Source organism: Haemophilus sp. THUN1691, from assembly GCF_059704425.1.
Genome location: NZ_AP046578.1, coordinates 1,156,478 through 1,180,091 on the forward strand (window position 1 = coordinate 1,156,478; position 23,614 = coordinate 1,180,091).

At 38.9% G+C, this 23,614-nt stretch carries 15 protein-coding genes, 4 tRNA genes and 3 pseudogenes; 12 read left to right on the forward strand and 10 right to left on the reverse strand.

From position 1 onward, the window contains the following. Positions 1–60: 60 nt before the first annotated feature. Complete coding sequence (gene ycaO / locus AC6H0J_RS05545) at positions 61–1,824, reverse strand: 30S ribosomal protein S12 methylthiotransferase accessory factor YcaO (protein ID WP_497513061.1); 1,764 nt, start codon at positions 1,822–1,824, stop codon at positions 61–63. 135 nt (positions 1,825–1,959) lie between these two features. Next, complete coding sequence (locus AC6H0J_RS05550) at positions 1,960–2,436, reverse strand: hypothetical protein (RefSeq protein ID WP_497513062.1); 477 nt, start codon at positions 2,434–2,436, stop codon at positions 1,960–1,962. 230 nt (positions 2,437–2,666) lie between these two features. Between AC6H0J_RS05550 and AC6H0J_RS05555 the strand changes: the two genes are divergently transcribed. Then, positions 2,667–3,473 carry a methyltransferase domain-containing protein gene (locus AC6H0J_RS05555; RefSeq protein ID WP_497513064.1) on the forward strand — a complete coding sequence of 269 codons (807 nt, stop codon included), beginning with the start codon at positions 2,667–2,669 and terminating at the stop codon, positions 3,471–3,473. On the opposite strand, the pseudogene AC6H0J_RS05560 reads toward AC6H0J_RS05555, so the two are convergent. After that, a pseudogene (locus AC6H0J_RS05560) lies at positions 3,470–4,168 on the reverse strand (class I SAM-dependent methyltransferase). The gene AC6H0J_RS05555 and the pseudogene AC6H0J_RS05560 overlap by 4 nt on opposite strands. Before the next feature lie 33 nt (positions 4,169–4,201). Here AC6H0J_RS05560 and gloB point away from each other — a divergent pair. Further along, a complete protein-coding gene (gene gloB / locus AC6H0J_RS05565) occupies positions 4,202–4,918 on the forward strand; it encodes a hydroxyacylglutathione hydrolase (RefSeq protein ID WP_497513066.1) in 717 nt (238 codons plus the stop codon). A gap of 49 nt (positions 4,919–4,967) precedes the next feature. On the opposite strand, the gene tehB is transcribed toward gloB, so the two are convergent. Beyond that, on the reverse strand, positions 4,968–5,828 hold the full coding sequence (gene tehB, locus AC6H0J_RS05570; RefSeq protein WP_046938544.1) for an SAM-dependent methyltransferase TehB: 861 nt from the start codon (positions 5,826–5,828) through the stop codon (positions 4,968–4,970). 112 nt (positions 5,829–5,940) lie between these two features. Next, positions 5,941–7,989, reverse strand: a complete 2,049-nt coding sequence (gene metG, locus AC6H0J_RS05575) for a methionine--tRNA ligase (protein ID WP_497513067.1) — start codon at positions 7,987–7,989, stop codon at positions 5,941–5,943. Positions 7,990–8,139: 150 nt separating this feature from the next. On the opposite strand from metG, the gene apbC reads away from it, so the two are divergent. Beyond that, positions 8,140–9,252: an iron-sulfur cluster carrier protein ApbC gene (gene apbC, locus AC6H0J_RS05580; RefSeq protein ID WP_497513069.1), complete on the forward strand. Its 1,113-nt coding sequence runs from the start codon at positions 8,140–8,142 to the stop codon at positions 9,250–9,252. A gap of 52 nt (positions 9,253–9,304) precedes the next feature. On the opposite strand, the gene AC6H0J_RS05585 is transcribed toward apbC, so the two are convergent. Further along, entirely contained in the window at positions 9,305–9,967 is a 663-nt protein-coding gene (locus AC6H0J_RS05585) for an NAD(P)H-dependent oxidoreductase (RefSeq protein WP_497513071.1), read from the reverse strand. 113 nt (positions 9,968–10,080) lie between these two features. On the opposite strand from AC6H0J_RS05585, the gene siaB reads away from it, so the two are divergent. Continuing rightward, entirely contained in the window at positions 10,081–10,755 is a 675-nt protein-coding gene (siaB, locus tag AC6H0J_RS05590; protein WP_046953489.1) for a 5-acetyl neuraminic acid cytidyl-transferase, read from the forward strand. Between the two features lie 294 nt (positions 10,756–11,049). Further along, positions 11,050–16,785 carry a YadA-like family protein gene (locus AC6H0J_RS05595; protein WP_497513073.1) on the forward strand — a complete coding sequence of 1,912 codons (5,736 nt, stop codon included), beginning with the start codon at positions 11,050–11,052 and terminating at the stop codon, positions 16,783–16,785. Positions 16,786–16,873: 88 nt separating this feature from the next. Here the strand turns inward: AC6H0J_RS05595 and AC6H0J_RS05600 are convergent. The 3 genes and pseudogenes from AC6H0J_RS05600 to lysC form a co-directional block, all read right to left on the reverse strand. Then, positions 16,874–16,972 (reverse strand): annotated as a pseudogene (locus AC6H0J_RS05600) (IS1595 family transposase); the annotation flags it as partial. A 274-nt stretch (positions 16,973–17,246) separates the two neighbouring features. Further along, the gene (gene purA, locus AC6H0J_RS05605; protein ID WP_046953488.1) at positions 17,247–18,545 is read right to left on the reverse strand and encodes an adenylosuccinate synthase; all 1,299 of its coding nucleotides are present in this window, start codon (positions 18,543–18,545) and stop codon (positions 17,247–17,249) included. Positions 18,546–18,674: 129 nt separating this feature from the next. Beyond that, positions 18,675–20,027: a lysine-sensitive aspartokinase 3 gene (gene lysC, locus AC6H0J_RS05610; RefSeq protein ID WP_497513075.1), complete on the reverse strand. Its 1,353-nt coding sequence runs from the start codon at positions 20,025–20,027 to the stop codon at positions 18,675–18,677. A gap of 360 nt (positions 20,028–20,387) precedes the next feature. Here lysC and AC6H0J_RS05615 point away from each other — a divergent pair. From AC6H0J_RS05615 to AC6H0J_RS05635, 5 genes and pseudogenes are all read left to right on the forward strand, one after another. Then, positions 20,388–20,464, forward strand: a tRNA-Met gene (locus tag AC6H0J_RS05615). A 5-nt stretch (positions 20,465–20,469) separates the two neighbouring features. Beyond that, a tRNA-Leu gene (locus AC6H0J_RS05620) sits at positions 20,470–20,554 on the forward strand. Positions 20,555–20,582: 28 nt separating this feature from the next. Further along, positions 20,583–20,657: transfer RNA gene (locus AC6H0J_RS05625), tRNA-Gln, on the forward strand. A gap of 46 nt (positions 20,658–20,703) precedes the next feature. Next, positions 20,704–20,778, forward strand: a tRNA-Gln gene (locus AC6H0J_RS05630). A gap of 309 nt (positions 20,779–21,087) precedes the next feature. Next, positions 21,088–21,456, forward strand: a pseudogene (locus tag AC6H0J_RS05635) (DUF2726 domain-containing protein). A 93-nt stretch (positions 21,457–21,549) separates the two neighbouring features. On the opposite strand, the gene rplY reads toward AC6H0J_RS05635, so the two are convergent. Further along, a complete protein-coding gene (gene rplY / locus AC6H0J_RS05640) occupies positions 21,550–21,837 on the reverse strand; it encodes a 50S ribosomal protein L25 (RefSeq protein WP_005633680.1) in 288 nt (95 codons plus the stop codon). 225 nt (positions 21,838–22,062) lie between these two features. On the opposite strand from rplY, the gene AC6H0J_RS05645 reads away from it, so the two are divergent. Together AC6H0J_RS05645 and AC6H0J_RS05650 are read left to right on the forward strand one after the other, a co-directional pair. After that, entirely contained in the window at positions 22,063–22,659 is a 597-nt protein-coding gene (locus AC6H0J_RS05645) for a DedA family protein (RefSeq protein ID WP_497513077.1), read from the forward strand. Between the two features lie 255 nt (positions 22,660–22,914). After that, a complete protein-coding gene (locus tag AC6H0J_RS05650) occupies positions 22,915–23,562 on the forward strand; it encodes an OmpW/AlkL family protein (protein WP_497513079.1) in 648 nt (215 codons plus the stop codon). Positions 23,563–23,614: the final 52 nt, after the last annotated feature.

A 23,614-nucleotide genomic window follows, 5' to 3' on the forward strand; every position in this document is an offset into this window, starting at 1 on the left:
CGTGTTTTCTTTGCCTACTTTCTTTTACACGAGTAAAAGAAAGTACGATATAAGCCTAATTTATTTTTGATGTGCTCGCTTTGCTTTCTGCAACTTCCCATAAGCCCCTAGCAATGCCTGATGTTCCTTAAAGTTTTCCAAATTTTCATCACTTGCAGGAAGATTGTAGAACGGATTACCACCTTCAGAGACGGCTGCCCAAGCTTGTTTAACCGAATTTTTGCCATACATTTTCTCAAATACTGAACGATATTGCGCTGGGTCGCGATTTTGATCTAAATGTAATTCAATGATGGAAATTAATGCGCGGTAATAATTCACACGTTCTGTGGTGAATACAGAGCTATTCATATTCAGCGTCCAGTTTGCCCAATCTAATGCTTGTTCTAACTCACCTAATGCAAGGTGAAGCATTGATTTTAATTCACCGACGCGTAAGGTTGTCCAACCGCTATTTTTCGGTGCAACGATACCGATAAATTCACGCACGCGAGTCGCATCATCAATATCTTGGCCATCTAATTCTTCTAATAACTCTTGATAGGTTTCCGCATCGTGATGCCAATTTGGTAAATCGAGTAAAATTTCGCGCCAATCCATTCCCATATTGTTGTTGGCGTAAATTAAATCGTCTGCAGGATAAATATCAGACATGCCTGGCACAATAATACGGCACGCATAGACACCCAAGTGGTTGTAATCCATTACGTAAACTTCTTTTTCATCCGCACGGAAAATCGCCATTAAATTATTGTATTCTTCTTGAGTGGTACCGCTGAAATCCCAATCAGCAAATTCATAATCAGGCGTTTGTTTAAATAAATCCCAAGAAATTAAACCGCTCGAATCAATAAAGTGGGTTTCTAAATTAGCGTGTTCAGCCACATCATCGTTATTGAAAGAGGGCGGAGAGAAAACATCCAAATCTTTCAAGCTACGACCTTGTAAAAGCTCTGTCACCGTACGTTCTAATGCCACTTGGAAATTTGGATGAGCACCGAAAGAGGCAAAGCACGTGCCGTTATTCGGATTTAATAATACGACGCAAATAACAGGGTATTTTCCGCCAAGTGAAGCATCAAACGCATAAATTGGGAAGCCTTCTTCCTCTAATTTCGCAATAGAAGCCTGAATAGATGGATAGCGATCCATCACAGATTTTGGAATTTCTGGCAGACTGATCGCTTCAGCGATAATTTTGTTTTTAACATAACGCTCAAATACCTCTGACAAGCCTTGCACACGTGCTTCAAATTTCGTATTGCCCGCAGACATGCCATTTGAGACATAAAGGTTGGCAATAATACTTTGTGGAATATAAACGGTTTGTTCGTCCGATTGACGAACATAAGGCATCGCCACGATCCCACGATCATAATTGCCAGACTGTAAATCGACTAATAATTCAGGCGTAAGCTCGGCATTAGGATCAAAATAATCCAATAAATAATCATCTAAAATGCCATTAGGCAGTAAAGCATCATCTTCAATCGGGAACCATTTTTCATTGGGATAATGCACAAAATCGCCGTTTGCAATTTCTTGCCCTAAATAGAAATCAGCAAAAAAATAGTTGGTGGAAAGACGTTCAAAATATTCGCCAAGGGCAGAGGCTAATGCCGCTTTTTTGCTTGCCCCTTTACCATTAGAAAAACACTGCGGACAGTCTTTATCGCGAATATGCACAGACCATACATTTGGCACAGGATTCAGCCAAGATGCCTCTTCAATATTAAAACCAAGTGCGGTCAATTTTTGCTGAAATTTTGCAATACTATCTTCCAATGCGGCATCTTTGCCAGGGATAAATGTTTGTTCTGTCATTTTTGTTCCTAAATGAGAAAAAAGTGCGGTGAATAATAGGGGAGTTTTAATAGCGGGGCAAGATTTTTTCAGCAAAAATAAACCCCGAAAACTTTGGGGTTTTCTACCGCACTTTTAACGTATATTTGATTGGCGTTAAAGTAACGTTGGATTGAACCGCACTTTCAACGCAATCGTAATGGTGGCGAAAATTTTCTCATCGTTAAGAGGAAAGTTTTCTCGTAAAGTGCGGTGGGAATCAGTTATATTTATTTGGGCTTGTGATAATTCATTTAATAAAATCGGGAGAGAAAGATTGAGTTGCTCAGCGATTTGTTGAATGGAGAAATGTTCGAAAGTCATCACCAAGCGATCTAAATTGCAGTAAGAAGGCATTCGATTATGTGTGATGAGATCGGAAAATTGAGTGTTGATTTTTACCCATTTCTTCTTACGGCTATAAAAATGCAGTAACAAACCAAATACGGTAAATCCAGCAAAGAAAAGATGAATGTCTAAGGCCTGAGCAAAAGGAAATCCTAGCCACATTGAAATGCCACTTGCAACAACGAAAAGCAAACTTAAGGCTAATCCCCACACTAAGAAAAATTTATAAATCACTTCAAATTTCATTGAATTATCCTTTTCTACGAAATAACCATAGGAAAATATAGAGCACCTAATATTATAGAATCCTTTTATCTTATTTTGCTACGTTATATTTGAATTAATATATCGATGCTGTAGAATTCGTTGTAATGTCTCGTTTTTAAAAAGTAAAAATGAAAAAACGCTTACCATTTTAACCGCACTTCGCCCGAACTTTTACATCAACATTTGAATAACCACATTGAAAAATCACTATGACTATTTACGACATCAATTTTGCTGAACTTTATCAACAACACTTAATCGCTTGTAATCATTATAACTTGCCTCCGACAAAATGGGATAAAAAAGCCGTGAAAATGGCAGAGAATTTAGTCGGCAAACCTTCTGCATATAATCAGCAATTATTGCAAGCTATGAATGTGCAAGCTGATGAAACAGTGTTAGATATTGGCTGTGGCCCCGGTACCTTTGCTGTGCCGCTCGCACAACAAGGTTCAACGGTATATGCCTTGGATTATAGCAATGGAATGTTAGATTGCTTGGCGCAATTCAAGCAGAAATTTGGTTTGCATCATCTCACGACATTTCATAAATCTTGGGCGGATAATTGGGATGATGTACCACAAGCTGATGTGGTATTGGCATCTCGTTCAACGTTGGTGGACGATTTGGATGATATGATTGAAAAACTCTGTGCCAAAGCGAAAAAACGTGTGTTTTTGACTTCTGTCACACAACGCCATTTTTTAGATGAGGGCGTATTTGAGGCGATTGGCCGTGAAGATATTGGTTTCCCCACTTATATTTATTTACTCAATCGATTGTATCAAAAAGGCATTCAGGCAAATTTGAATTTTATTGAAACCGAATCGGGTTGTTTTCAAGGTGAAAGCTACGAGGATTTATTAGCCTCGGTGGAATTTTCTTTAGGCGAACTTTCCGAAAAAGAAAAACAAGGTTTAAAAGCCTTTTACGATCGTAAACAAGCCAACAACGAACCAATTTCTCACGGACAGAAAAAATGGGCGTTGATTTGGTGGAATGTGGAACGTGCCTAACTTTTAAGTTTGAATGCATTTACCAGCTCTAAAAATACCGGTATTTTTGACCGCACTTTTTCTGGGTTAATCGTCAGTGGATAAGTCCGTTTTTGCGCAATGATTAACGTGAGTGGCGAAAAGATTGTTACGCTTTTATTTTTGGTTGCGATAGGGCATTTTTCAATCACTTCAAAGTTGAGCAACGAAAGCCAATCAATCACACGCCAAGTAGGGTAGTGACGTAGCGGATAATCCCCCATTTTTCTTTTGAAAATCAGCGGACTTAATGGATTAAACAAAGCAATAAAAATCCAGCCATCGTCAGCTAGTACACTATGAGATTCGCGCAGAATTTGATGCGGATCTTGCGCAAAATTAAGCGTATTCATTAAAAACACGGCATGGACTTCTTTTTGAATGAACGGCAATTAGGTGAGGTTGGCTTGAACTAAGCTAACTTTAGCGTTGCAAAGTGCGGCAAGATTTTGCGTGATTTTTTCGCTCAAAATAATCTGGTGGTGCATAGGTAAATTCGTCGTAACTTCACCACTTAACCCACCGATTTTCAAAACCTGATGACCTAAAATTTTTGGTATCCAAGGCATTAACGTTTGGCGTAAGGCTTGGCAATAGTCATCACCCTTTGGCAAATTTTGCCAACTTTCAGGCTGAATGAAAGGCTTGGTCGCTTTGGCATTCCAGTTTACAATCATTTTATTCCTCCATCACAAATGAAAAGGACGATTATGTTATTTGCTTTGCCTGCGCTGAATGATAACTACATTTGGCTTTATCAACGAGAAAATCTACCTCTTATTATTGTCGATTTGCCTGAAACGGACAAGTTGTTTGCGTGGCTAGATAAGCAAAACGCAACGGTTGAAGCGGTGTTGCTTACTCACGAACATGATGATCATACACAAGGTGTGTCGGCATTTAAAAAACGTTATCCCACAGTGCCGATTTATGGGCCGCAAGAATGTGAGAAAAAAGGCGCTACTCAAATTGTGAACGAAGGGAAGATCCTTACCGCAGATTATCAAATTGATGTCATTCCGACGGGCGGACACACTAAACAGCACGTTAGTTTTTTAGTAGATAACCATTTGTTTTGTGGCGATGCGTTATTTTCAGCTGGTTGCGGGCGTGTTTTCACGGGTAATTACGCACAGATGTTTAAAGGTCTACAGCGTTTGAATACATTGCCTGACGAGACGATTGTTTGCCCGGCTCATGAATACACCTTGGGGAATTTAGCGTTTGCAGAAACCGTGCTGGTGGAGAAAAGTGCGGTAGAAAAAAGTGCAGTAGAAAAACAACGTATTTTTGTTGAAAAACAACGGTCTGAAAATAAACCAAGTTTGCCAACAACCTTAAAACTTGAGAGAGAAATTAACCCGTTTTTACAAGCAAAAACACTTGAAGAATTTACCGCACTTCGCAAAGCAAAAGATATTTTCTAAGTGATCTTTTTTATAGGGGCAAAGTGCGGTGATTTTTTTAATTAGCGGGTTATTTCTTTCTTGCTAACATAGTGGCAAATTTCATTTTAATGCGATTGCCGTTTTCATCGGTTTTGTGTAATTCGCCCATATTTTCGTTATATTCTAAGAATTCCCAATCTTTGTAATATTCTTTTAATTCATTTTCAGCAAAGGTGAAAGAGAATGGAAGTGGGCAAGGCACATCATCAGTGGACATAGCGGCAACGATTAAGTTATATCCGCCAACATTGGTATGTTCTTGCATATTTTTGATGATTGACGGTACACGTTCACGATTTAAGAACATAAACACCACTGTTGAAACAATAAAATCGTAGTTTTCTTGAATGTTGGCAGAGTTAATATCGTAAAGTGCGGTAGAAATATTAAGGTTTTCTTTCTCTTTGGTTTCATTTAAAAAGGCAATGCTGTTTTCATTGTGATCCCAAGAGGTCACATCATAGCCTAATAAACTTAAATAAAGTGAATTACGCCCTTGTCCGCAACCTAAATCTAATACTTTACAAGGCGAGATAATTTTTGCTGCATCCACCACATCGCCGTGAGTGGCTGTCATGTTGTATTTTTTACTGAAGTAATCTTCTTTTTTGCAATAGAAACCTAGGGTACATTCAAGGTCATCAGAAAGGGCTTCAACACGATGCCATGCTTGAGGTTCAACAAAAGGAATGTCGCTTTCTGGGGTAAAAATATGCTCGGCAATGACATCGCCATTTTCGGTTAGCTCATAAAATTTGAGCTTACCTTTTAATACAGTTAATTTTCCCCAAGTGCCGACTTTTGTGTTGTGCTTTTCTTGGAACATTTGTGGCAATTTGTCTTTTGTCCACACTGGCATTTGTTTATAGCAAATTAATTCGTTTTTCATAATATTCTCCAAATAGATAAATAGTTGAGTGTTATAGTAGGTTATAAGTCACCTATTTTCAACAAGAAAATAAAAGGGCAACGTAATGTTGCCCTCATTTAGATTGACTTGATTATTTTACTTGCATGCCCGCAGTGACACCGCTATCGGCAGATAACAAGAATAAATCACTACCGCCTGTTCCTGCGGATAGAATCATTCCCTCAGATACGCCGAATTTCATTTTACGTGGTGCAAGGTTTGCCACCATAATCACAAAACGACCTTCTAATTCTTCAGGCTTATTGTAAGCCGCTTTAATGCCAGAGAAGACTTGACGAGTATGATCACCAAGATCCAATTCAAAACGTAAAAGTTTATTAGATTCTGGCACCGCCTCGCATTTCAACACTTTTGCTACACGCATATCAAGTTTAGCGAAATCATCAATGGTGATGGTTTCAGCAATAGGTTCAACGGCAGAAAGTGCGGTTGGTTTTGCTTCAGTTTTTTCTGCGGCTTTATTGGCTGCTGCAAATAAGGCTTTGGTTTCTTCCACAACAGCATCAATTTGTTTTTTCTCTAAACGAGAGAATAAGGCTTTAAACGGTGCAAGGGTATGACCAAGCAATGGTTGATGAATATTATCCCAACGTAATTCAGCTTGTAAGAAGGCTTCTGCACGTTCTGCCAGTTTTGGAAGAACAGGTTTTAAGTAAGACATCAACACGCGGAAAAGCTCAATTCCCATTGAACATACTGCTTGCAATTCTGTCTCTTTGCCTTCTTCTTTTGCAATCACCCAAGGGGCTTTTTCATCAATATATTTATTGGCTTTATCCGTTAATGCCATAATTTCACGAATGGCTTTATTGTATTCACGGCTTTCATAATAAGCGGCGATTTGCTCGGCTTGGGCGGTAAATTCTGCAAATAATGTTTCGTCTTCCAGTTTATTTGCAAGTTTGCCTTCAAAGCGTTTCGCAATAAAGCCTGCATTGCGTGAAGCCAAATTCACTAATTTGTTTACAATATCCGTATTTACACGTTGTACGAAATCTTCAAGGTTAAAGTCTAAATCTTCAATGCGATCATTTAATTTTGCCGCATAGTAATAGCGCAAACATTCAGGATCGATATGATTCAAATAAGTGCTGGCTTGAATGAAAGTCCCGCGAGATTTGGACATCTTCGCCCCATCCACCGTGACATAGCCGTGAGTGAACACATTAGTCGGTTTACGATAGCCGCTGCCTTCAAGCATTGCAGGCCAGAATAGACTGTGGAAATAAACGATGTCTTTACCTATGAAATGATAAAGCTCGGCATCACTGTCTTCAGCCCAAAATTCGTTGAAATCAATGCCTTCACGATCGCATAGATTTTTGAATGAAGCCATATAGCCGATTGGCGCATCTAACCAAACATAAAAGAATTTATCTTTTGCCCCTGGAATTTCAAAACCGAAATAAGGTGCATCGCGTGAAATATCCCATTGTTGTAAACCGCTCTCAAACCATTCTTGCATTTTGTTCGCAATTTCAGATTGAAGTGAGCCAGAACGTGTCCATTCTTTTAACATCCCTTCAAATGAAGGTAAGTCAAAGAAAAAGTGTTCAGATTCTTTTACAATAGGTGTTGCGCCAGAAACAGCTGAACGAGGATTAATTAAATCCATTGGGCTGTAAGTGGAAGCACAAACTTCGCAGTTATCGCCATATTGATCTTCTGCTTTACATTTCGGGCAAGTGCCTTTCACAAAACGATCAGGCAAGAACATATTTTTTTCAGGGTCGAACAACTGAGAAATAACTTTACTCTTAATAAAGCCATTAGCTTTGAGTTTATTGTAAATTTCTGCAGTGAGCTGTTTGTTTTCTTCGCTGTGAGTGGAATGATAGTTATCAAAACTAATATTGAAACCTGCAAAATCACGCACGTGATCGGCTTTTGCGTTAGCAATTAATTCTTCTGGTGTAATGCCAAGTTTATCGGCATTCAACATAATCGGTGTGCCGTGCGCATCGTCTGCACAGACAAAATGGATTTTATTGCCACGCATACGTTGAAAACGCACCCAAATATCCGCTTGGATATGTTCTAACATATGGCCTAAATGAATTGCTCCATTGGCATAAGGCAAGGCGCAAGTGACTAAAATTTTACGGGGTTGAGTTGTCATTTATTATTCTCTTTTTTAGCATATAAAAATTGTGGACATCTTACCCGATACAGGGCTTTTTTTCTAGTTTGAAAAACTTTAACTTAACATACCGCACTTTCCGTGATTAAATATGCCCGACAAATTTACTCTACTAAACAGGAAGTTATTATGGCAACCTACTTTTCTGATAATTTGACTGCTGAGCAGAAAAATCAAGTTCAGCAGATTATCCAACAATTTCAGCATCCAACCCTGCAAAAGGATCTAATTGCGCTTAATACTTTGAAAAAAGTGGAAAAGGGCGGTGATACTTTACGCATTGAATTGCAATTACCTTTTGCGTGGAATTCTGGTGTAGAACAGTTAAAACAAGCGGTTTCAGATGCGTTATTGAAAGCAACAGATTGCAAAGCAATTAAATGGGCGGTGACCTATCAAATCGCCACACTCAAACGTGCGAATAATCAACCAGCCGTAAAAGGTGTGAAAAATATTATTGCTGTGAGTTCTGGCAAAGGCGGTGTAGGGAAATCATCAGTTTCTGTTAATCTAGCTTTAGCATTACAAGCACAAGGCGCTCGTGTTGGGATTTTAGATGCGGATATTTATGGCCCTTCTATTCCACATATGTTAGGCGCAGCGGATCAACGTCCAACTTCGCCAGATAATCAACACATCACCCCAATTAAAGCACATGGTTTATCTGCAAATTCCATTGGCTTTTTAATGAATGAAGACAGCGCAACAATTTGGCGTGGCCCGATGGCGAGCAGTGCATTAAGCCAATTATTAAATGAAACCCTATGGGATAGTTTAGATTATCTTGTTATCGATATGCCACCGGGCACTGGTGATATTCAACTTACCTTATCACAACAAATTCCTGTGACTGGCGCAGTGGTAGTGACAACTCCGCAAGATATTGCTTTGCTTGATGCGGTGAAAGGTATTTCAATGTTTGAGCGAGTATCCGTACCGGTATTGGGTATTGTAGAAAATATGTCAATGCACATTTGTAGTGAGTGCGGTCACCACGAAGCGATTTTTGGCACAGGCGGTGCAGAGAAAATGGCTGAAAAATACAATGTAAAAGTATTAGGTCAACTTCCTTTACACATTCGTATCCGTGAAGATTTAGATGAGGGTAACCCAACTGTTGTGCGAGTGCCTGAAAATGAAATTTCACAATCGTTCCTACAACTCGCAGAGAAAGTCTCTACAGAACTTTACTGGCAAGGTTCAGTAATCCCAAGTGAGATTTTATTTAAAGAAGTGAAATAATCGAAAAAAAAGATAGGGCTGCATTTGCAGCCCTTTTTTAATGGGATTTATTTTATCCCACCCATTTCACCACTTCATCCAACCCTTTACGGGATTTTTTCGCAATATCGCGTGAGCGGTAGCCGAAGGTTGCGGCGACAGAAACCGCATATTCTTGAGGATCGAATAATCCTTCTTCGGCGAGGCATTCATTCACTTTATCGTAATGAAAACCTTCAATTGGGCAAGAGTCGATGCCAAGGGCGGCAGCGCCAGTAAGCATATTGGCAAGGGCGATATAAGTTTGTTTACTGCACCAATCAAATAAAGTGCGGTCGCTTTCGAGCAATTTCATATCCTCTTCTTGCAAGGTTTTGTATTTCGCGAGGGCGGCTTGTTGTTGCTCTGCGTTCAAGCCTTTGCGCGTCATCACATCCACAAAAAATGGGCTGTCATAACGGGCATTTTTCTTCGCTAAAATCACCACAAGGTGACTGCAATGATCAAGCTGATTCATCATTCCCCAGCTAAAAGGTTTCATTTTTTCGCGTAGGGTTTTATTTTGAATCACTAAAAATTTCCAAGGCTCAGAGCCCACAGAACTAGGCGATAATCGACCGCACTCTAAAATACATTCAAAATCTTCATCACTGATTTTTTTTTCGGGGTCGTAATAACGAGTTGAGCTGCGTTGATGAAAGAGTTCAAGAACTTGTTCACGAGTAAGTTGAGTCATTTTATTTCCTCTTTTTTAAACAAAAATGTGGTGCCATATTAAAGATTAGTTTTTGCTAAAACAAGGGAAAGATTCTAGAATAGTCCGCACTTTTATCACAGAGGATGAAAATAATGACAAGAATTGCAATTATTCCTGCGAGAGCAGGTTCTAAAGGAATTAAAGACAAGAATTTACAGCTTGTGGGGGGCGTTTCTTTGGTCGGGCGTGCGATTTTGGCAGCGCAAGAATCAGGTATGTTTGATCAAATTGTGGTGACATCAGACGGTGAAAATATTTTAAAAGAAGCCACAAAATACGGCGCAAAAGCAGTGGCACGCCCTGAAAGTTTAGCACAAAGTGATACACGCACCATTGATGCGATTTTGCATTGCTTAGAAACACTCAATATTTCACAAGGCACCGCCGCACTTTTGCAACCAACCAGCCCATTACGCAATGCTTTAGATATTCGTAATGCGATGGAAATTTTCCTGGGTGGAAAATATAAATCTGTGGTTTCCGCTTGCGAATGTGAGCATCATCCTTATAAATCCTTCACTTTAGAAGGCACCGAAGTTCAGCCTATCCACGAATTAACGGATTTTGAAGCCCCACGCCAAAAATTACCGAAATCTTATCGTGCAAATGGCGCAATTTATATTAATGACATCGCAAGTCTCTTTGAAGAAAAACGCTTTTTTATTGCCCCAATGCGTTTTTATTTAATGCCCACTTATCGTTCCATTGATATTGATTCCACACTTGATTTGCAATTAGCAGAAAGTTTAATTTCAAAAGAATTCTAAAAAATTGGCCGCACGTTGCGGCCTTTGTTTTTTGATAAGCACATTTGCTTTTTCCTAATAAAAACGCGCCTAAAAATCACCGCACTTTTGATTGCTTCTTGCGTAAAAAAAAGCAAACGTTTGCTTTGTGTTTTTATGATATTTTTAAATGTAAATTCTTGTAAAGATTGTTCTTGAAAATTGAATTTTATTGCTAAATTAGTATAATTTTTGAAATTTATCTTCCCTAAGCCTCTTTTACGAATTGAATTAGAGGTTTGGAATCACTCTTTATATATAGCTAGAGAGACATTTATGAATAAAATTTTCCGTATTGTATGGAGCCAAGCAACTCAATCTTGGGTGGCGGTATCTGAATTAACCAAAGCACATAAAAAACAAAGCAGCAGCAACTCACTGAAAGCGGTATTAGGTGGGGCATTAGTGTTGTTAAGTATGAATGTGTCAGAAGCTGCAGTAAATATTGAAAGTACAACTGGTAATTCCTTTGTTCCTGGTAATACAAAAACTGGTCGGGAGGGGATTTCTATTGGTACGTATGCAGATACAGGTGTAGGTTCGACTAATATTGCTATTGGTAAATTCGCGAAGACAGGATCAGATGGCAAAGGCAGAACTCAGTGGGTGAATCAATCGCTTGCGATTGGTAGTGGTGACTTATTTCATCAAGGTGCTCGTGCTTTTGGTGATCAATCTATTGCTATCGGTAGTAATACTTTTGCAGAGGGTAACTCCTCGATTGCTATTGGTAATGATGACGTAGATAAAGCAGTAACAGTGTCCACAACATATACAAATTCTGATGGTAATGAAACAACAGGTACCGTCGGTGATGCTTATCACAATCTTACAGGTAGAGACCTACTTCACGATGGTGGACAGTATCAAGATACTAAAGCTGGTCAAGCAGCTGTTGCTATCGGTGTAAAAGCACAAGCAGGAGATATTTCTATAGCTCTCGGTTCAGGTGCACGTGCTGAAGTGACGAACTCTGTAGCTTTGGGTTCTGGAGCAACAGCTACGTTGCATAACTCTGTAGCACTTGGTGGCGGATCACTAACGGATAAAGAAGGTACAAAACAAACTTCTACTACTGTTAATGGACATACATATAAATGGAGTGGTGGCGATCAAACTAACAAAGGTGACATAGTATCTTTCGGTAAAATAGGTTTTGAACGTCAGTTGAAGAACGTAGCAGCGGGTGAAGTATCTGACAAGTCCACTGATGCTATTAATGGTTCTCAGTTACATGGCATTTTGAATAGCATAACAATAGATCCAGCATTCTCATATGCCGGTGATAATTCTGCTAAAGATGAAGTAACAGGCGCGGATTCTGATGCAAAAAAAGCTGATGCAAAAACGAAAAGAATCGTTATTAGAAGCATTAAAGATGGCCGTTTGAATCTGTTGGGCGGTGCAACCGGTGAATTGTCAGACAACAACATCGGTGTAAATTATGACAGCGAAAACACCATAAAATTTAAACTGGCAAAAGCATTAACAGGCTTAACCAGCACTGATGTTGGCGGCATTGTAACCAATGCTGGCGGCATTAATATGAACAATAAACCAATCACGAATTTAGCCGCGGGAACGAATTCAACTGATGCAGTTAATAAATCACAGTTAGATAAAGTCGCAACGAATAATATTAAACTTGGCGGTGATTCAGGAACTACTGATGCTCAGCAGCTAGATAAAACTGGTGGTTTACAGTTTAACGTGAAAGGTACAAATGGCTTGACTACAACAGCCAGCGGTACGGATGTAACCGTTAAATTGGATGATGCCACGAAAGCAGCTGTCGATTCAATTGCGAATAAAATTGAAAATAACAAAATCAAACTATCCGCGACAAATGATTCAACTTCAACCGATCAACAAGATTTAAATAAATCGGGAGGGATTGAGTTTAAGGTCAAAGGTGACAACGGATTAACGGCATCTGCGTCAGGTGATACCGTTACATTAAAATTGGATGATACCACTAAAGCTAAAATTGATAACGCGGCGGATAAAGATTTAAGCAATATCACTCCTGCTGGTAAAAAACAAATCAAAGATCAGGTAACTTGGAAAGCGAAAGCGAATAACTCAGGAATCAATTTAGACGATGATACGGTAGATACGGATGATACCGCTGTAACTATTGGTGCAGACGGCATATTAACGCTAGATGCAGGTAAGAACCTACGTTTACAACGTAAAGGTAAGGTATTCACCTATGGATTAGATTCTGATTTAACAGGTATCAACAGCATCACTGGTTTAGTCAACACCTTGCCAGTAACGAAAAATGATGCAGCGGCACCAACAACAAATCAAGCAGCGCCAACAAATGTAAATGGAACAAAAGCTGCGTCTGTAAATGATATTTTAAATGCTGGTTGGAATTTAAAAGAAAATGGTGCAGCCAAAGATTTCGTTAAAGCTTATGACACCGTGAACTTTGTGAATGGTACCGGCACAGCTGCGAATGTAACAGTCACTGAAAACGGTGCTGTAAGTGCGGTTAAATTTGATGTGAAAAAGACAACCATTACTCCGGATGCTGATAAAGGTACGGTATCGGCAGGTGATGCAGGAGATAGCTTTGCAACAGCGAATGATGTTGCAAATGCAATTAATAATGCTTTCTGGAAAGTAACTGGCGCCGAAGATGGCGGTAAATTTGCTGACGGCAATACAACAACAGAAGAACAAGTAAAAGCTGGTGATAAAGTAACATTTAAAGCGGGCGAAAACATCAAGTTAAAACAAGCTGGCAAGGATTTTACTTATTCTTTAAATCCTGTGTTAAGTAACATTACAAGCATTGGTGGTAATGGTACGACAATGACCTTTAAAGATGCTGGTGTAGATTTGGGTGGTAAAAAAATTACAGGTTTAGCGTCAGGTGAAGCACCAACTGATGCAGTTAATAAGTCTCAGTTAGATGCGGCTGTAAATGGTATGTCGGCGAAACCATTGTCATTTTCCGGTGATAATAAAGAAGCTGGAAAATTTGACCGCACTTTGGGTACTGAGGTTAAAGTTGTTGGTGGTGAAACAGAGGCATCTAAATTATCCGATAACAACATTGGTGTGATTGGGGATAAAACTGATACTTTAACGGTTAAATTGGCGAAGTCGTTAAAAGGCTTGAGTAGTGTTGAAGTAAAAGATGATGCTGGTAATACCACGAATATTACTCCAAATGGAATCACTATTTCACAACCAGAGAAAGATGGTAAGAAACCTGACGATGTATCTTTGACAAAAGACGGTTTAAATAACGGTGGTCAAAACATCACTAATGTAGCGGGCAACTTGCCAGGTGCAAAAAAAGATACAACTGCACCAACAACTAATGCAGCTGCACCTAATAATGTAGATGGTATTAAAAATAATGCAGCTACTGTAGGTGACGTATTAAATGCAGGTTGGAACTTGCAAGGTAATGGTAAAGATGTTGATTTTGTAAAACCATATGACACTGTAAACTTTATTGATGGTGAAGGTACTACAGCAGTAGTAACTACTACAGATAATAAAGTATCTACTGTGAAATACGATGTAAAACTTGGCACAGGTCTTAAAAAAGACGAACAAGGTAATATCACTGTAGATGCAGGCAATATTACTAATGAAAATGGTGCGCCAAAAGTAGAAGATGCAGATAAAGATAAAGTAGCCACTGCAGGTAATGTAGCAGATGCTATTAATAACTCATACTGGACAGCATCTGCGGAAAAAGATGGCAAAGTAATCGGTAACGACGATAACATCAAACCTAGCGGTAAAGTTACGTTTGATGCTGGTAAAAACATCGAAATTGATCACAGCACTGCCAATAAATTTACTTTCAAAACAGTAGATAATCCAGAATTTAAAACTCTTGATTTAAATGATGGCGCTGGAAATAAAGTTAACTTAGCTCCAACAGCAGATGGCCTAAAATTAGGTAAAGGTGATAAGAATGATGAACCTGCTAATATTACGAATGTAACATCTGGCTTGAAACCATATGGAGATGCGAAACCAGATGCTAAAGATTTGGTTAATTTAGATACTCCAAATGTATCTGATAACACAGCTGCTACAGTAGGTGATTTACGTAACATGGGTTGGGTTGTTGGCACACCTGAAAATGGTTATGTAGATACTGTGAAAAATGCTAATAAAGTAGATTTCAAGGCTGGGGCTGGAGTTTCTGTAACTGGTGAAACTAAAGACGGTGTTCGTGAAATTACTATTGGTATTAAAGATGGTGAAGTAGCTAAACCAAATGAATTTACTGCTAAAGTCAATGGAACGGATACCCCGGTAACCAAAGTAGGAGACCAATATTACAATACCGCAGATATTGATCCGAAAACTGGTAAGCCAAAAGCCGATAAAAACCCGGTAACTCCTGACGCGGGTACGACTCTGACCAATGCAGGTGATGGCTATGTAACAGGTAATAAAGTAGCAACAGCGATTCAAAAATCTGGTTTTGTTGTAGGTAAGCAAACAGAAACATTATCGGATGCAGACTTTAAAAATGAAGATGAAAAAGTGAATCCTGATGATGAACTTCGTTTTGCAGACGGCAACAACACGAAAGTTAAGTTGTCGACGAAAGAGTCTGTTGATAAAGACGGTAATAAAGTAACCACAACGACGGTAAAAGTCGATGTGACTGGTTTGCCTGTCCAATATACAGACAAGAACGGTACGCCGGTAACTAAAGTGGGCGACAAATACTTTACCGTTGACGACAAAGGTAACCCAACTACAACAGAAGTGAAGCCTGCAGATTTAACAACTAACATGGTTAATCCTGCGGCCGCACCGAATGTAATTGGCGCACCGACGACATTGGGTAATGTGAAATCTAATCTTCCGTCTGTAAATGACGCAGATAAGAACGCTAAAGATGTTGATGGTAACCCTATTGCAGGTAAAGACAATAAATCTGCTCCAATTGATGCGGCAAAAGCAGCGGATATTGCAAAAAATGCAAGCAATAATGCAGCAACCGTATCTGATGTGTTGAATGCAGGTTGGAATTTACAAAATAATGGTGAAGCGAAAGATTTCGTAAAACCTTATGACACCGTTAACTTTGTCGATGGTAAAGGTACTAAAGTTTCAGTAGAAACTGAAAATAGTACAACAAGTAATGTGAAATTTGACATTGATACAGGCAGCATTACCAATAATGCTGATGGTAGTGTTCAAGGCCCTGTGGTGACGCCTGAAATGACTAAAGCGTTAGAAGACGCGACAAATGCATTAAATAGCTTGCCGCCGACGGCACCAGCTGCAGTTATTGATGCTGCTAAAAAAGCTGTTGCAGATGCGGCAAATAATATTGCAAATGTTGCAAATAAAGTGGCGACTGCACAAGATGTAGCAAATGCAATTAACAAGTCTGGCTTTGCATTAACGACTTCGGCAAATGGTGGAGAGAAAATTTCAGGTACACCAGAAATGATCAATCCAGGTAAAAAAGTTGAAATGGTTGCAGGCAAAAATATGACCGTGAAACAAGAGTCTAACGGTAAAGTGACTTATGCAACAGCTTCTAATGTAACCTTTGACAGTGTTCAGTTTGGTGATAAAGGGCCTAAGATCACTAATAAGGCTGGAAATATCAACGTAAGTGGTCCTGATGGTAAAACACCTACTAAAATTACAGGTGTGGCACCAGGTGAAATTTCAGCAACTTCTAAAGATGCTATAAATGGTAGCCAGTTATATGCAGTAGCTGCTAGTGTTAGCCATAGACTTGGTGATTTGAATAACAAGATCAACCGAGTTAGCAAACAAGCAGATGCGGGTACTGCAAGTGCATTAGCGGCGGCGACAATTCCGCAAGCTTATACACCAGGTAAGAGCTTAGTTGGTATTGCAGCCGGTAATTACCAGGGGCAAAATAGCCTTGCGCTAGGTATGTCTCGTATTTCTGATAACGGTAAGATTATTATCCGTTTATCTGGTACGGCAAATAGCCAAGGTAAAACTGGCGTTGCAGCTGGCGTAGGTTACCAATGGTAATCAGCTGATAGCGAAAACATAATGAAAAAACACCGCACTTTGCGGTGTTTTTTTATGTTTTTTTATTTAGGGGGAACGTAGATTTGTCCTAAATACCATACCACCTTAGCCATGTTTTAAGTTGTTCTTTTGCTGTTCTCAAATTAAACCGAAATTCACATTTCTTTAAGAATAAAGGAAAGTTTTTTGGTCAATTTTGCTATGTTTTTGGAGTATGATCAGGCTTGATTTTCCTTACTATAACAGGCATTGATGTTTCTGTTTTGGTATTTTAAACCGAATAAGACAAGTTTTTCTGGTACACCTGGTCCTTGTTTTCCTCTGCGATGAGCACCAATACTTCCTAATCTACATTTGCCTCAATGAGAAAGTATTTGAAAGGTTATTTTGATAGAGATGCAGTAGATGAAATTTATAGTAAAAAACCGCACTTTTAAGGTGCGGTCAGAAATTTAAAGTAATTAAGCTGCGAACGGATCACGTAAAATCATTGTTTCTACACGATCAGGGCCTGTTGAAAGAATATCAATTGGTACCCCAGTTACTTCTTCAATACGTTTAATGTAGTTAATGCAGTTTTGTGGTAATTTATTTACATCTGTGACCCGGAAAGTATTTTCTTTCCAACCTGGTAATGTTTCATAAATTGGTTCTACACCTTCCCAATCCTTCGCTGCTAATGGTGCATATTCAACGATTTCACCATTTGGCATTTTGTATGCAACACAGATTTTAACTTCATCAAAACCATCCAATACGTCCAGTTTGGTCATGCAGAAGCCAGAAATAGAGTTGAGTTGGATTGCACGTCGAATGGCTACGGCATCGAACCAACCACAACGACGTGGACGGCCTGTTACCGCACCAAATTCGTTACCTTTACGTGCAATTTCAGCCCCCACATCATCAAATAATTCCGTTGTGAATGGACCACCACCTACACGAGTACAGTAAGCTTTGATGATACCAAGTACATAGTCTAAGTTGCGCGGGCCAAAACCAGAACCTGTTGCCACACCACCAGCCGTTGTGTTTGAGCTGGTTACATACGGATAAGTACCGTGGTCGATATCTAACATGGTACCTTGTGCACCTTCAAATAAAATATGCTCACCATTTTTGCGTGCTGTATCAAGAATTGTAGTGATATCTGCTACCATACCCGTGATTACATCGGCAATTGCCATTACATCATCTAAGGTTTTTTGATAATCGACAGGTTCAACTTTGTAGTAGTTAACCAATTGGAAATTATAGTATTCAAGGATGTTTTTGAGTTTTTCGGCAAACGCTTCTTTATCAAATAAATCGCCTACGCGTAAACCACGACGAGCCACTTTATCTTCATAAGCAGGACCAATACCACGACCAGTTGTACCGATAGCTTTTTTGCCGAGTGCTGCTTCACGGGCGTGATCCATAGCCACATGATAGGGTAAGATTAAAGGGCACGCTTCAGAAATTAACAAACGTTCACGAACTTTAATACCACGGCTTTCAAGTTCGCCCATTTCTTTCATTAATGCTTCAGGTGAAACCACAACGCCATTACCAATTAAGCAAGTTACATTTGGATGTAACATACCAGATGGAATTAAACGTAATACGGTTTTCTCTCCATTAATGATAAGTGTATGGCCTGCGTTGTGACCGCCTTGGTAACGAACTACGTATTTCACGCGATCCGTTAGAAGATCGACGATTTTCCCTTTACCTTCATCGCCCCATTGAGCGCCTAAGATAACAACACTTTTTCCCATAATTTCCGCCTTTTATTCGGTTAAATTAGTCAAATGAACAGCCGTTTACTTTACTCTTTTTCGGCTTTAATCTCAATGATATAAAAGAAAAAGTGCGGTGATTTTTCACCGCACTTTAGGCTTTCTACTTTATTCAAATAAAGATTTGTGTAATGAACGAACGACTTCATCAGCATGTTCACTTTGCACGAGCATACAAATATTGTTGGTGCTTGCGCCATAACTAATCATGCGAATGTTGTAAGATTGAAGCGTATCAAAAATACGTTTTGCTACACCGGAAGCAATGTGTAAGTCGTTGCCGATTAATGCGACTAATGATACGCCGGTATCGACTTTTACTGCACAATATTGACGGAGTTCATCTAATAATTCGGTTGAAAGTAATTCCGCTCCTGAAGATGCTGAGCCAGTTTTGTCTAATGTCAATGCAACGCTCACTTCTGATGTGGTGATTGTATCCACTGAAATTTTGTATTTAGCCAAAATGTTAAATACATTCGCTAAGAAACCTTGCGCATGCAGCATACTTAAGCTTGAAAGAGTGAGTAAAGTTTGATCTCGGCGTAGTGCGATAGCACGAAAAGTTGGACGAGGTTGAGGATCGCGAGTGACCCAAGTTCCGCCTGCTTCTGGTGCTTTACTTGAGCCCACATAAACCGGGATATTGCTGCGTACCGCAGGGAGCAATGTAGCTGGGTGTAGCACTTTTGCGCCAAAGGTTGCCATTTCAGCTGCTTCAGCAAAGCTCATTGTGTCGATGCGTTGTGCAGCAGGAACAATTCGTGGATCAGTTGTGTAAATACCCGCAACATCAGTCCAAATTAAAACGTCTTTTGCATTTAATACTTCGGCTAACAAAGCAGCAGAGTAGTCGCTACCGCCACGGCCTAATGTGGTTGTTTTACCGCTTGGTTCACGCCCGATAAAACCTTGGGTGATGACTAATTCACCGCGGTCAATTAATGGTTTCAAAATGCTATCGCTGTTTGATTGAGTTTGTTCATCATTTGGTGCGGCTTTACCAAAATGGTTATTGGTTGCAACAATTGTACGTACATCAACCCAAGTGCCCGATGCGTTTTGTTCGCGTAAAATCTCAATAAAGATTTGAGTTGACATCATCTCACCGTGACTGATGAGTTCATCAGTTAATGCAGGGGACGTTGCAAGACTGGCCGCTTCAGAAAGTGCGGTAATATTTTCAAGATATTTTTCAATAATTGGACGAACACGGCTGTCGTCTTTTAATTCATTTAAAATATTCTCTTGAATTTGACGGATTTCACCAATTAATTTTTCACGTTCTGTCGCTTCTACACCATTTGCTAACGCGACTAATAAATTCGTCACACCAGCTGATGCAGAAAGCACGACTACGCGTGTATTTGGATCTGCGATGACAATTTTTGCACAAGCCGTCATAGCTGCATGGTTGGCTACAGATGTTCCGCCAAATTTGGCGACTGAGAGATGGGACATAAGATACTCCGATGTTGTGTGTTTTTTTATAATTAGCTATACAAATAACGAGTTAGCTTTTTATTGTCAAATAGATTTTTGTTTAAAATTTAGAGAGTGTTTGTTTTTTAAACACAACTATATTTAGACATGATCTTTGTCATAAATCTGATTATGACAAGAGAGAAAAATTAAAGCGTCAAACTAAATAATCTCGTTGGGAATTCAGACTATAAATGCATAAAAAATAATTGATGTGTTTTATTAATAATCAAATGAAAGGGAAAATCCAAATATTTTAAAAAAAGTATTTGACGAGTATCGCCAAAATCAGCATAATACGCCCCGCAAAGCCGATATGGTTAGGCAAATTAAGGTAATGGCTACATAGCTCAGTTGGTTAGAGCACAACACTCATAATGTTGGGGTCGCAAGTTCGAATCTCGCTGTAGCCACCAGATTTGCGGGACTGGCGAAATTGGTAGACGCACCAGATTTAGGTTCTGGCGCCGAGAGGTGTGTGGGTTCAAGTCCCTCGTCCCGCACCATTTATCGCTTTGTAAGTCAAATAGTAGTTGGGGTATCGCCAAGCGGTAAGGCACCGGGTTTTGATCTCGGCATCCCTAGGTTCGAATCCTAGTACCCCAGCCATACTATCAAATAAATCTTCTTTATATCCAATCAAAGATTTCTCTGTTGGGGTATCGCCAAGCGGTAAGGCACCGGGTTTTGATCTCGGCATCCCTAGGTTCGAATCCTAGTACCCCAGCCATATTTTTTAAATTATCATAGTTCTAACAAAAGCTAGTTTTTTGCCTTATCTAAGGTTGTTTTGCGGTCCAGATCTCAAATACGTTTATTTGTAATATAAATTAATGCTATCTTGTTTTCCTGTTTATTTAGGAGAGTAATATGGAATTTTCTTTACAATACATCATTATTTTCATCTAAATCGAGCTCAACTCGTCGTAATGCAAAGAAGAGTCGTCTTTATCTTTCGACAGAAAACAAAATTAATATAGTGAATAAAAATGATCATCTTGATGTCGTTATATTGAGTAAGTATAAAAGAAAAGCTTTGATGAATAAGAGTGAATATCAACTTTTTCTTCGTTTAGAAAAGTTGTTGTCTAAAGGTTATCAAGAGTTCCGTTTATTTACTCAGGTTTCAATGGGAGAGTTTTTAGAATCAATAGATAAAGAGGCCCATTTTGCGATAAATAGTAAACGAGTAGATTTTTTGATTGTAGATAAGAACGGCTAGGCCGTAATAGTAATTGAATATCAAGGGCAGGGACATTATCAGGATAATGCGGCGAAGCGTGATGCAGTGAAACGGGAGACTTGTCGAAAGGCTGGAGTGATTTTTTTAGAATTTCAGCCAAACTATGGAAAAGCAGAATTAGAATTTGTTGTTGAAAATTTAAAACGTTATTTGATAAAAAATTAAAGTTTAGGTATTTATTAAGAAATAATTAAAATACTCAGAACAAAAAAGCTAAGACTGATATCTTAGCTTTTTTACTTTGTTCAAACTTGTGAATTACGCGCGTTTGAAGTCAATGTGAACCAATTTTGGTTTGAATGGGTGACGTTGCATTGCTTGTACTTTAACTGCAACTTCTTTTCCACCGATCACTAAAGTGATCACTTCAGAATAGAAAGATTCATGTGCTTGCGCGTTGTTTAATTCATCATGGTTTAAGATGATTGAAACTGGCTCTTCGCTGCCACCATAAACGATTGCAGGGATTTGACCATTGTGACGCAGGCGGCGGCTCGCACCCTTACCTTGCGCTGTACGAACTTCAGCGTTAAATTTAAATGCCATTTTAATGTTCTCTTTAAATTAATGTTAAAAGAAAGAAAATTGCAGGCGACCCAGCAATTTTCCAAATATTGTTCTCGAAGATAACTGTTGAGTCATGCTTTGAGACGGCGAATTATAGAATATCCCTCTTTTCAAAGCAAACTTTTTCTAGGTTTTTTACCCTGAAAAGATTAGAATGCTTAGCGGTTTTTTAGGATATTTATAAAAAAATAAAGTAGGAAGATTATGGAATTTCTGATTGGATTTTTTACTGAGTACGGTTATTGGGCTGTCCTTTTTGTTTTAATTATTTGTGGATTTGGTGTGCCGATTCCAGAAGATATCACGTTAGTTTCTGGCGGTGTCATTGCGGGGCTTTATCCTGAAAGTGTTAATTCACATTTAATGTTGCTAGTCAGTATGATTGGTGTACTAGCGGGCGATTCTTGTATGTATTGGCTTGGTCGTATTTATGGCACAAAAATTTTACGTTTCCGCCCAATGCGTAAAATCGTGACATTACAACGTTTAAGAATGGTGCGTGAAAAATTTAGCCAATATGGCAACCGTGTGTTATTTGTCGCACGTTTTTTACCCGGTTTGCGTGCACCAATTTATATGGTCTCTGGTATTACTCGCCGTGTCAGTTACACACGGTTTGTTTTAATTGATTTCTGTGCTGCAATTATTTCTGTGCCAATTTGGGTTTATTTAGGCGAACTGGGCGCAAAAAATTTAGACTGGTTACATGCTCAAATCCAAAAAGGTCAAATGGTGATTTATGTACTTATCGCTTTACTTGCCCTATTCCTTTTCTGGAAATGGAAAAAATCGAAAAAATAAACGAAGTAATCAACCAAAAGAGCGGTTAAAAAATTCTGTGTTTTTTAGCCGCTCTTTTTTATCTTGAATCTAAGTATATTGGCTTTATTTGCTCACTTAATTCAACTCAAATACGCAATTTTGACATAGATTATATATTTACCTTTTCAATAATCATCAAAAAAATTGATTTTAATCAATAAAATTTTTCTTTAAATGAGTAAACTTTTTATACCTCTTGTTAGGTATAAGTGAAATTTTTTAAGGAATGTCACTATGAAAAAAACAGCATTAACACTTATGTTAGGTGGGATTTTATTAGCAGGTTCAGCTGCAGCACACGAAGCTGGAAGTGTTGTGGTTCGTGCCGGTGCAATTACTGTAGATGCAAATTCAAGCTCAAGAACTCAAACTGCTATTGATGTGGGATTAAAAGTAAAAAATAATACTCAACTAGGTTTAACCGGAACCTATATGTTAACAGATAATATTGGTGTGGAATTATTAGCTGCAACGCCGTTCTCTCATAAAATTCATGCGAATGTACCTGCACTTAACCTTGATTTAGGTAAAACAGCAATCGTGAAACAATTGCCCCCAAGCTTATATGCTCAATACTATTTCTTTAAAGCAGATTCAGTTGTACGTCCTTATTTAGGTGCTGGTTTAAACTATACTCGTTTCTATCACGCAAAATCTGTTAACCCTGCAGTGACTAACTTAGAAGTGAAAAAACATTCATTTGGTCCTGTAGCAAATGTGGGTTTAGATGTGAAATTGGCTCAGAATGTTTATTTCAATGTTTCAGCATGGTATACACATATTAAAACCACAGCAAAATTCCAAGCGCTTGGTGCAAATCATGAGGTTAAGTTAAAACTTGATCCAATGGTGTACTTTGCGGGCATTGCGGTGAAATTCTAATTTCATTGATAAAACGGTCAAACAAAAGAGCGGTTAAAAAATCCTGTATTTT

What these genes read in the sequence shown, in the direction of transcription:
- AC6H0J_RS05550 (WP_497513062.1), bottom strand. Translation starts at nt 2,436, where the DNA reads ATGAAATTTGAAGTGATTTATAAATTTTTCTTAGTGTGGGGATTAGCC.
- AC6H0J_RS05595 (WP_497513073.1), top strand. Translation starts at nt 11,050, where the DNA reads ATGAATAAAATTTTCCGTATTGTATGGAGCCAAGCAACTCAATCTTGG.
- siaB (WP_046953489.1), top strand. Translation starts at nt 10,081, where the DNA reads ATGACAAGAATTGCAATTATTCCTGCGAGAGCAGGTTCTAAAGGAATT.
- AC6H0J_RS05645 (WP_497513077.1), top strand. Translation starts at nt 22,063, where the DNA reads ATGGAATTTCTGATTGGATTTTTTACTGAGTACGGTTATTGGGCTGTC.
- tehB (WP_046938544.1), bottom strand. Translation starts at nt 5,828, where the DNA reads ATGAAAAACGAATTAATTTGCTATAAACAAATGCCAGTGTGGACAAAA.
- ycaO (WP_497513061.1), bottom strand. Translation starts at nt 1,824, where the DNA reads ATGACAGAACAAACATTTATCCCTGGCAAAGATGCCGCATTGGAAGAT.
- purA (WP_046953488.1), bottom strand. Translation starts at nt 18,545, where the DNA reads ATGGGAAAAAGTGTTGTTATCTTAGGCGCTCAATGGGGCGATGAAGGT.
- AC6H0J_RS05585 (WP_497513071.1), bottom strand. Translation starts at nt 9,967, where the DNA reads ATGACTCAACTTACTCGTGAACAAGTTCTTGAACTCTTTCATCAACGC.
- lysC (WP_497513075.1), bottom strand. Translation starts at nt 20,027, where the DNA reads ATGTCCCATCTCTCAGTCGCCAAATTTGGCGGAACATCTGTAGCCAAC.
- metG (WP_497513067.1), bottom strand. Translation starts at nt 7,989, where the DNA reads ATGACAACTCAACCCCGTAAAATTTTAGTCACTTGCGCCTTGCCTTAT.
- AC6H0J_RS05555 (WP_497513064.1), top strand. Translation starts at nt 2,667, where the DNA reads ATGACTATTTACGACATCAATTTTGCTGAACTTTATCAACAACACTTA.
- gloB (WP_497513066.1), top strand. Translation starts at nt 4,202, where the DNA reads ATGTTATTTGCTTTGCCTGCGCTGAATGATAACTACATTTGGCTTTAT.
- AC6H0J_RS05650 (WP_497513079.1), top strand. Translation starts at nt 22,915, where the DNA reads ATGAAAAAAACAGCATTAACACTTATGTTAGGTGGGATTTTATTAGCA.
- apbC (WP_497513069.1), top strand. Translation starts at nt 8,140, where the DNA reads ATGGCAACCTACTTTTCTGATAATTTGACTGCTGAGCAGAAAAATCAA.
- rplY (WP_005633680.1), bottom strand. Translation starts at nt 21,837, where the DNA reads ATGGCATTTAAATTTAACGCTGAAGTTCGTACAGCGCAAGGTAAGGGT.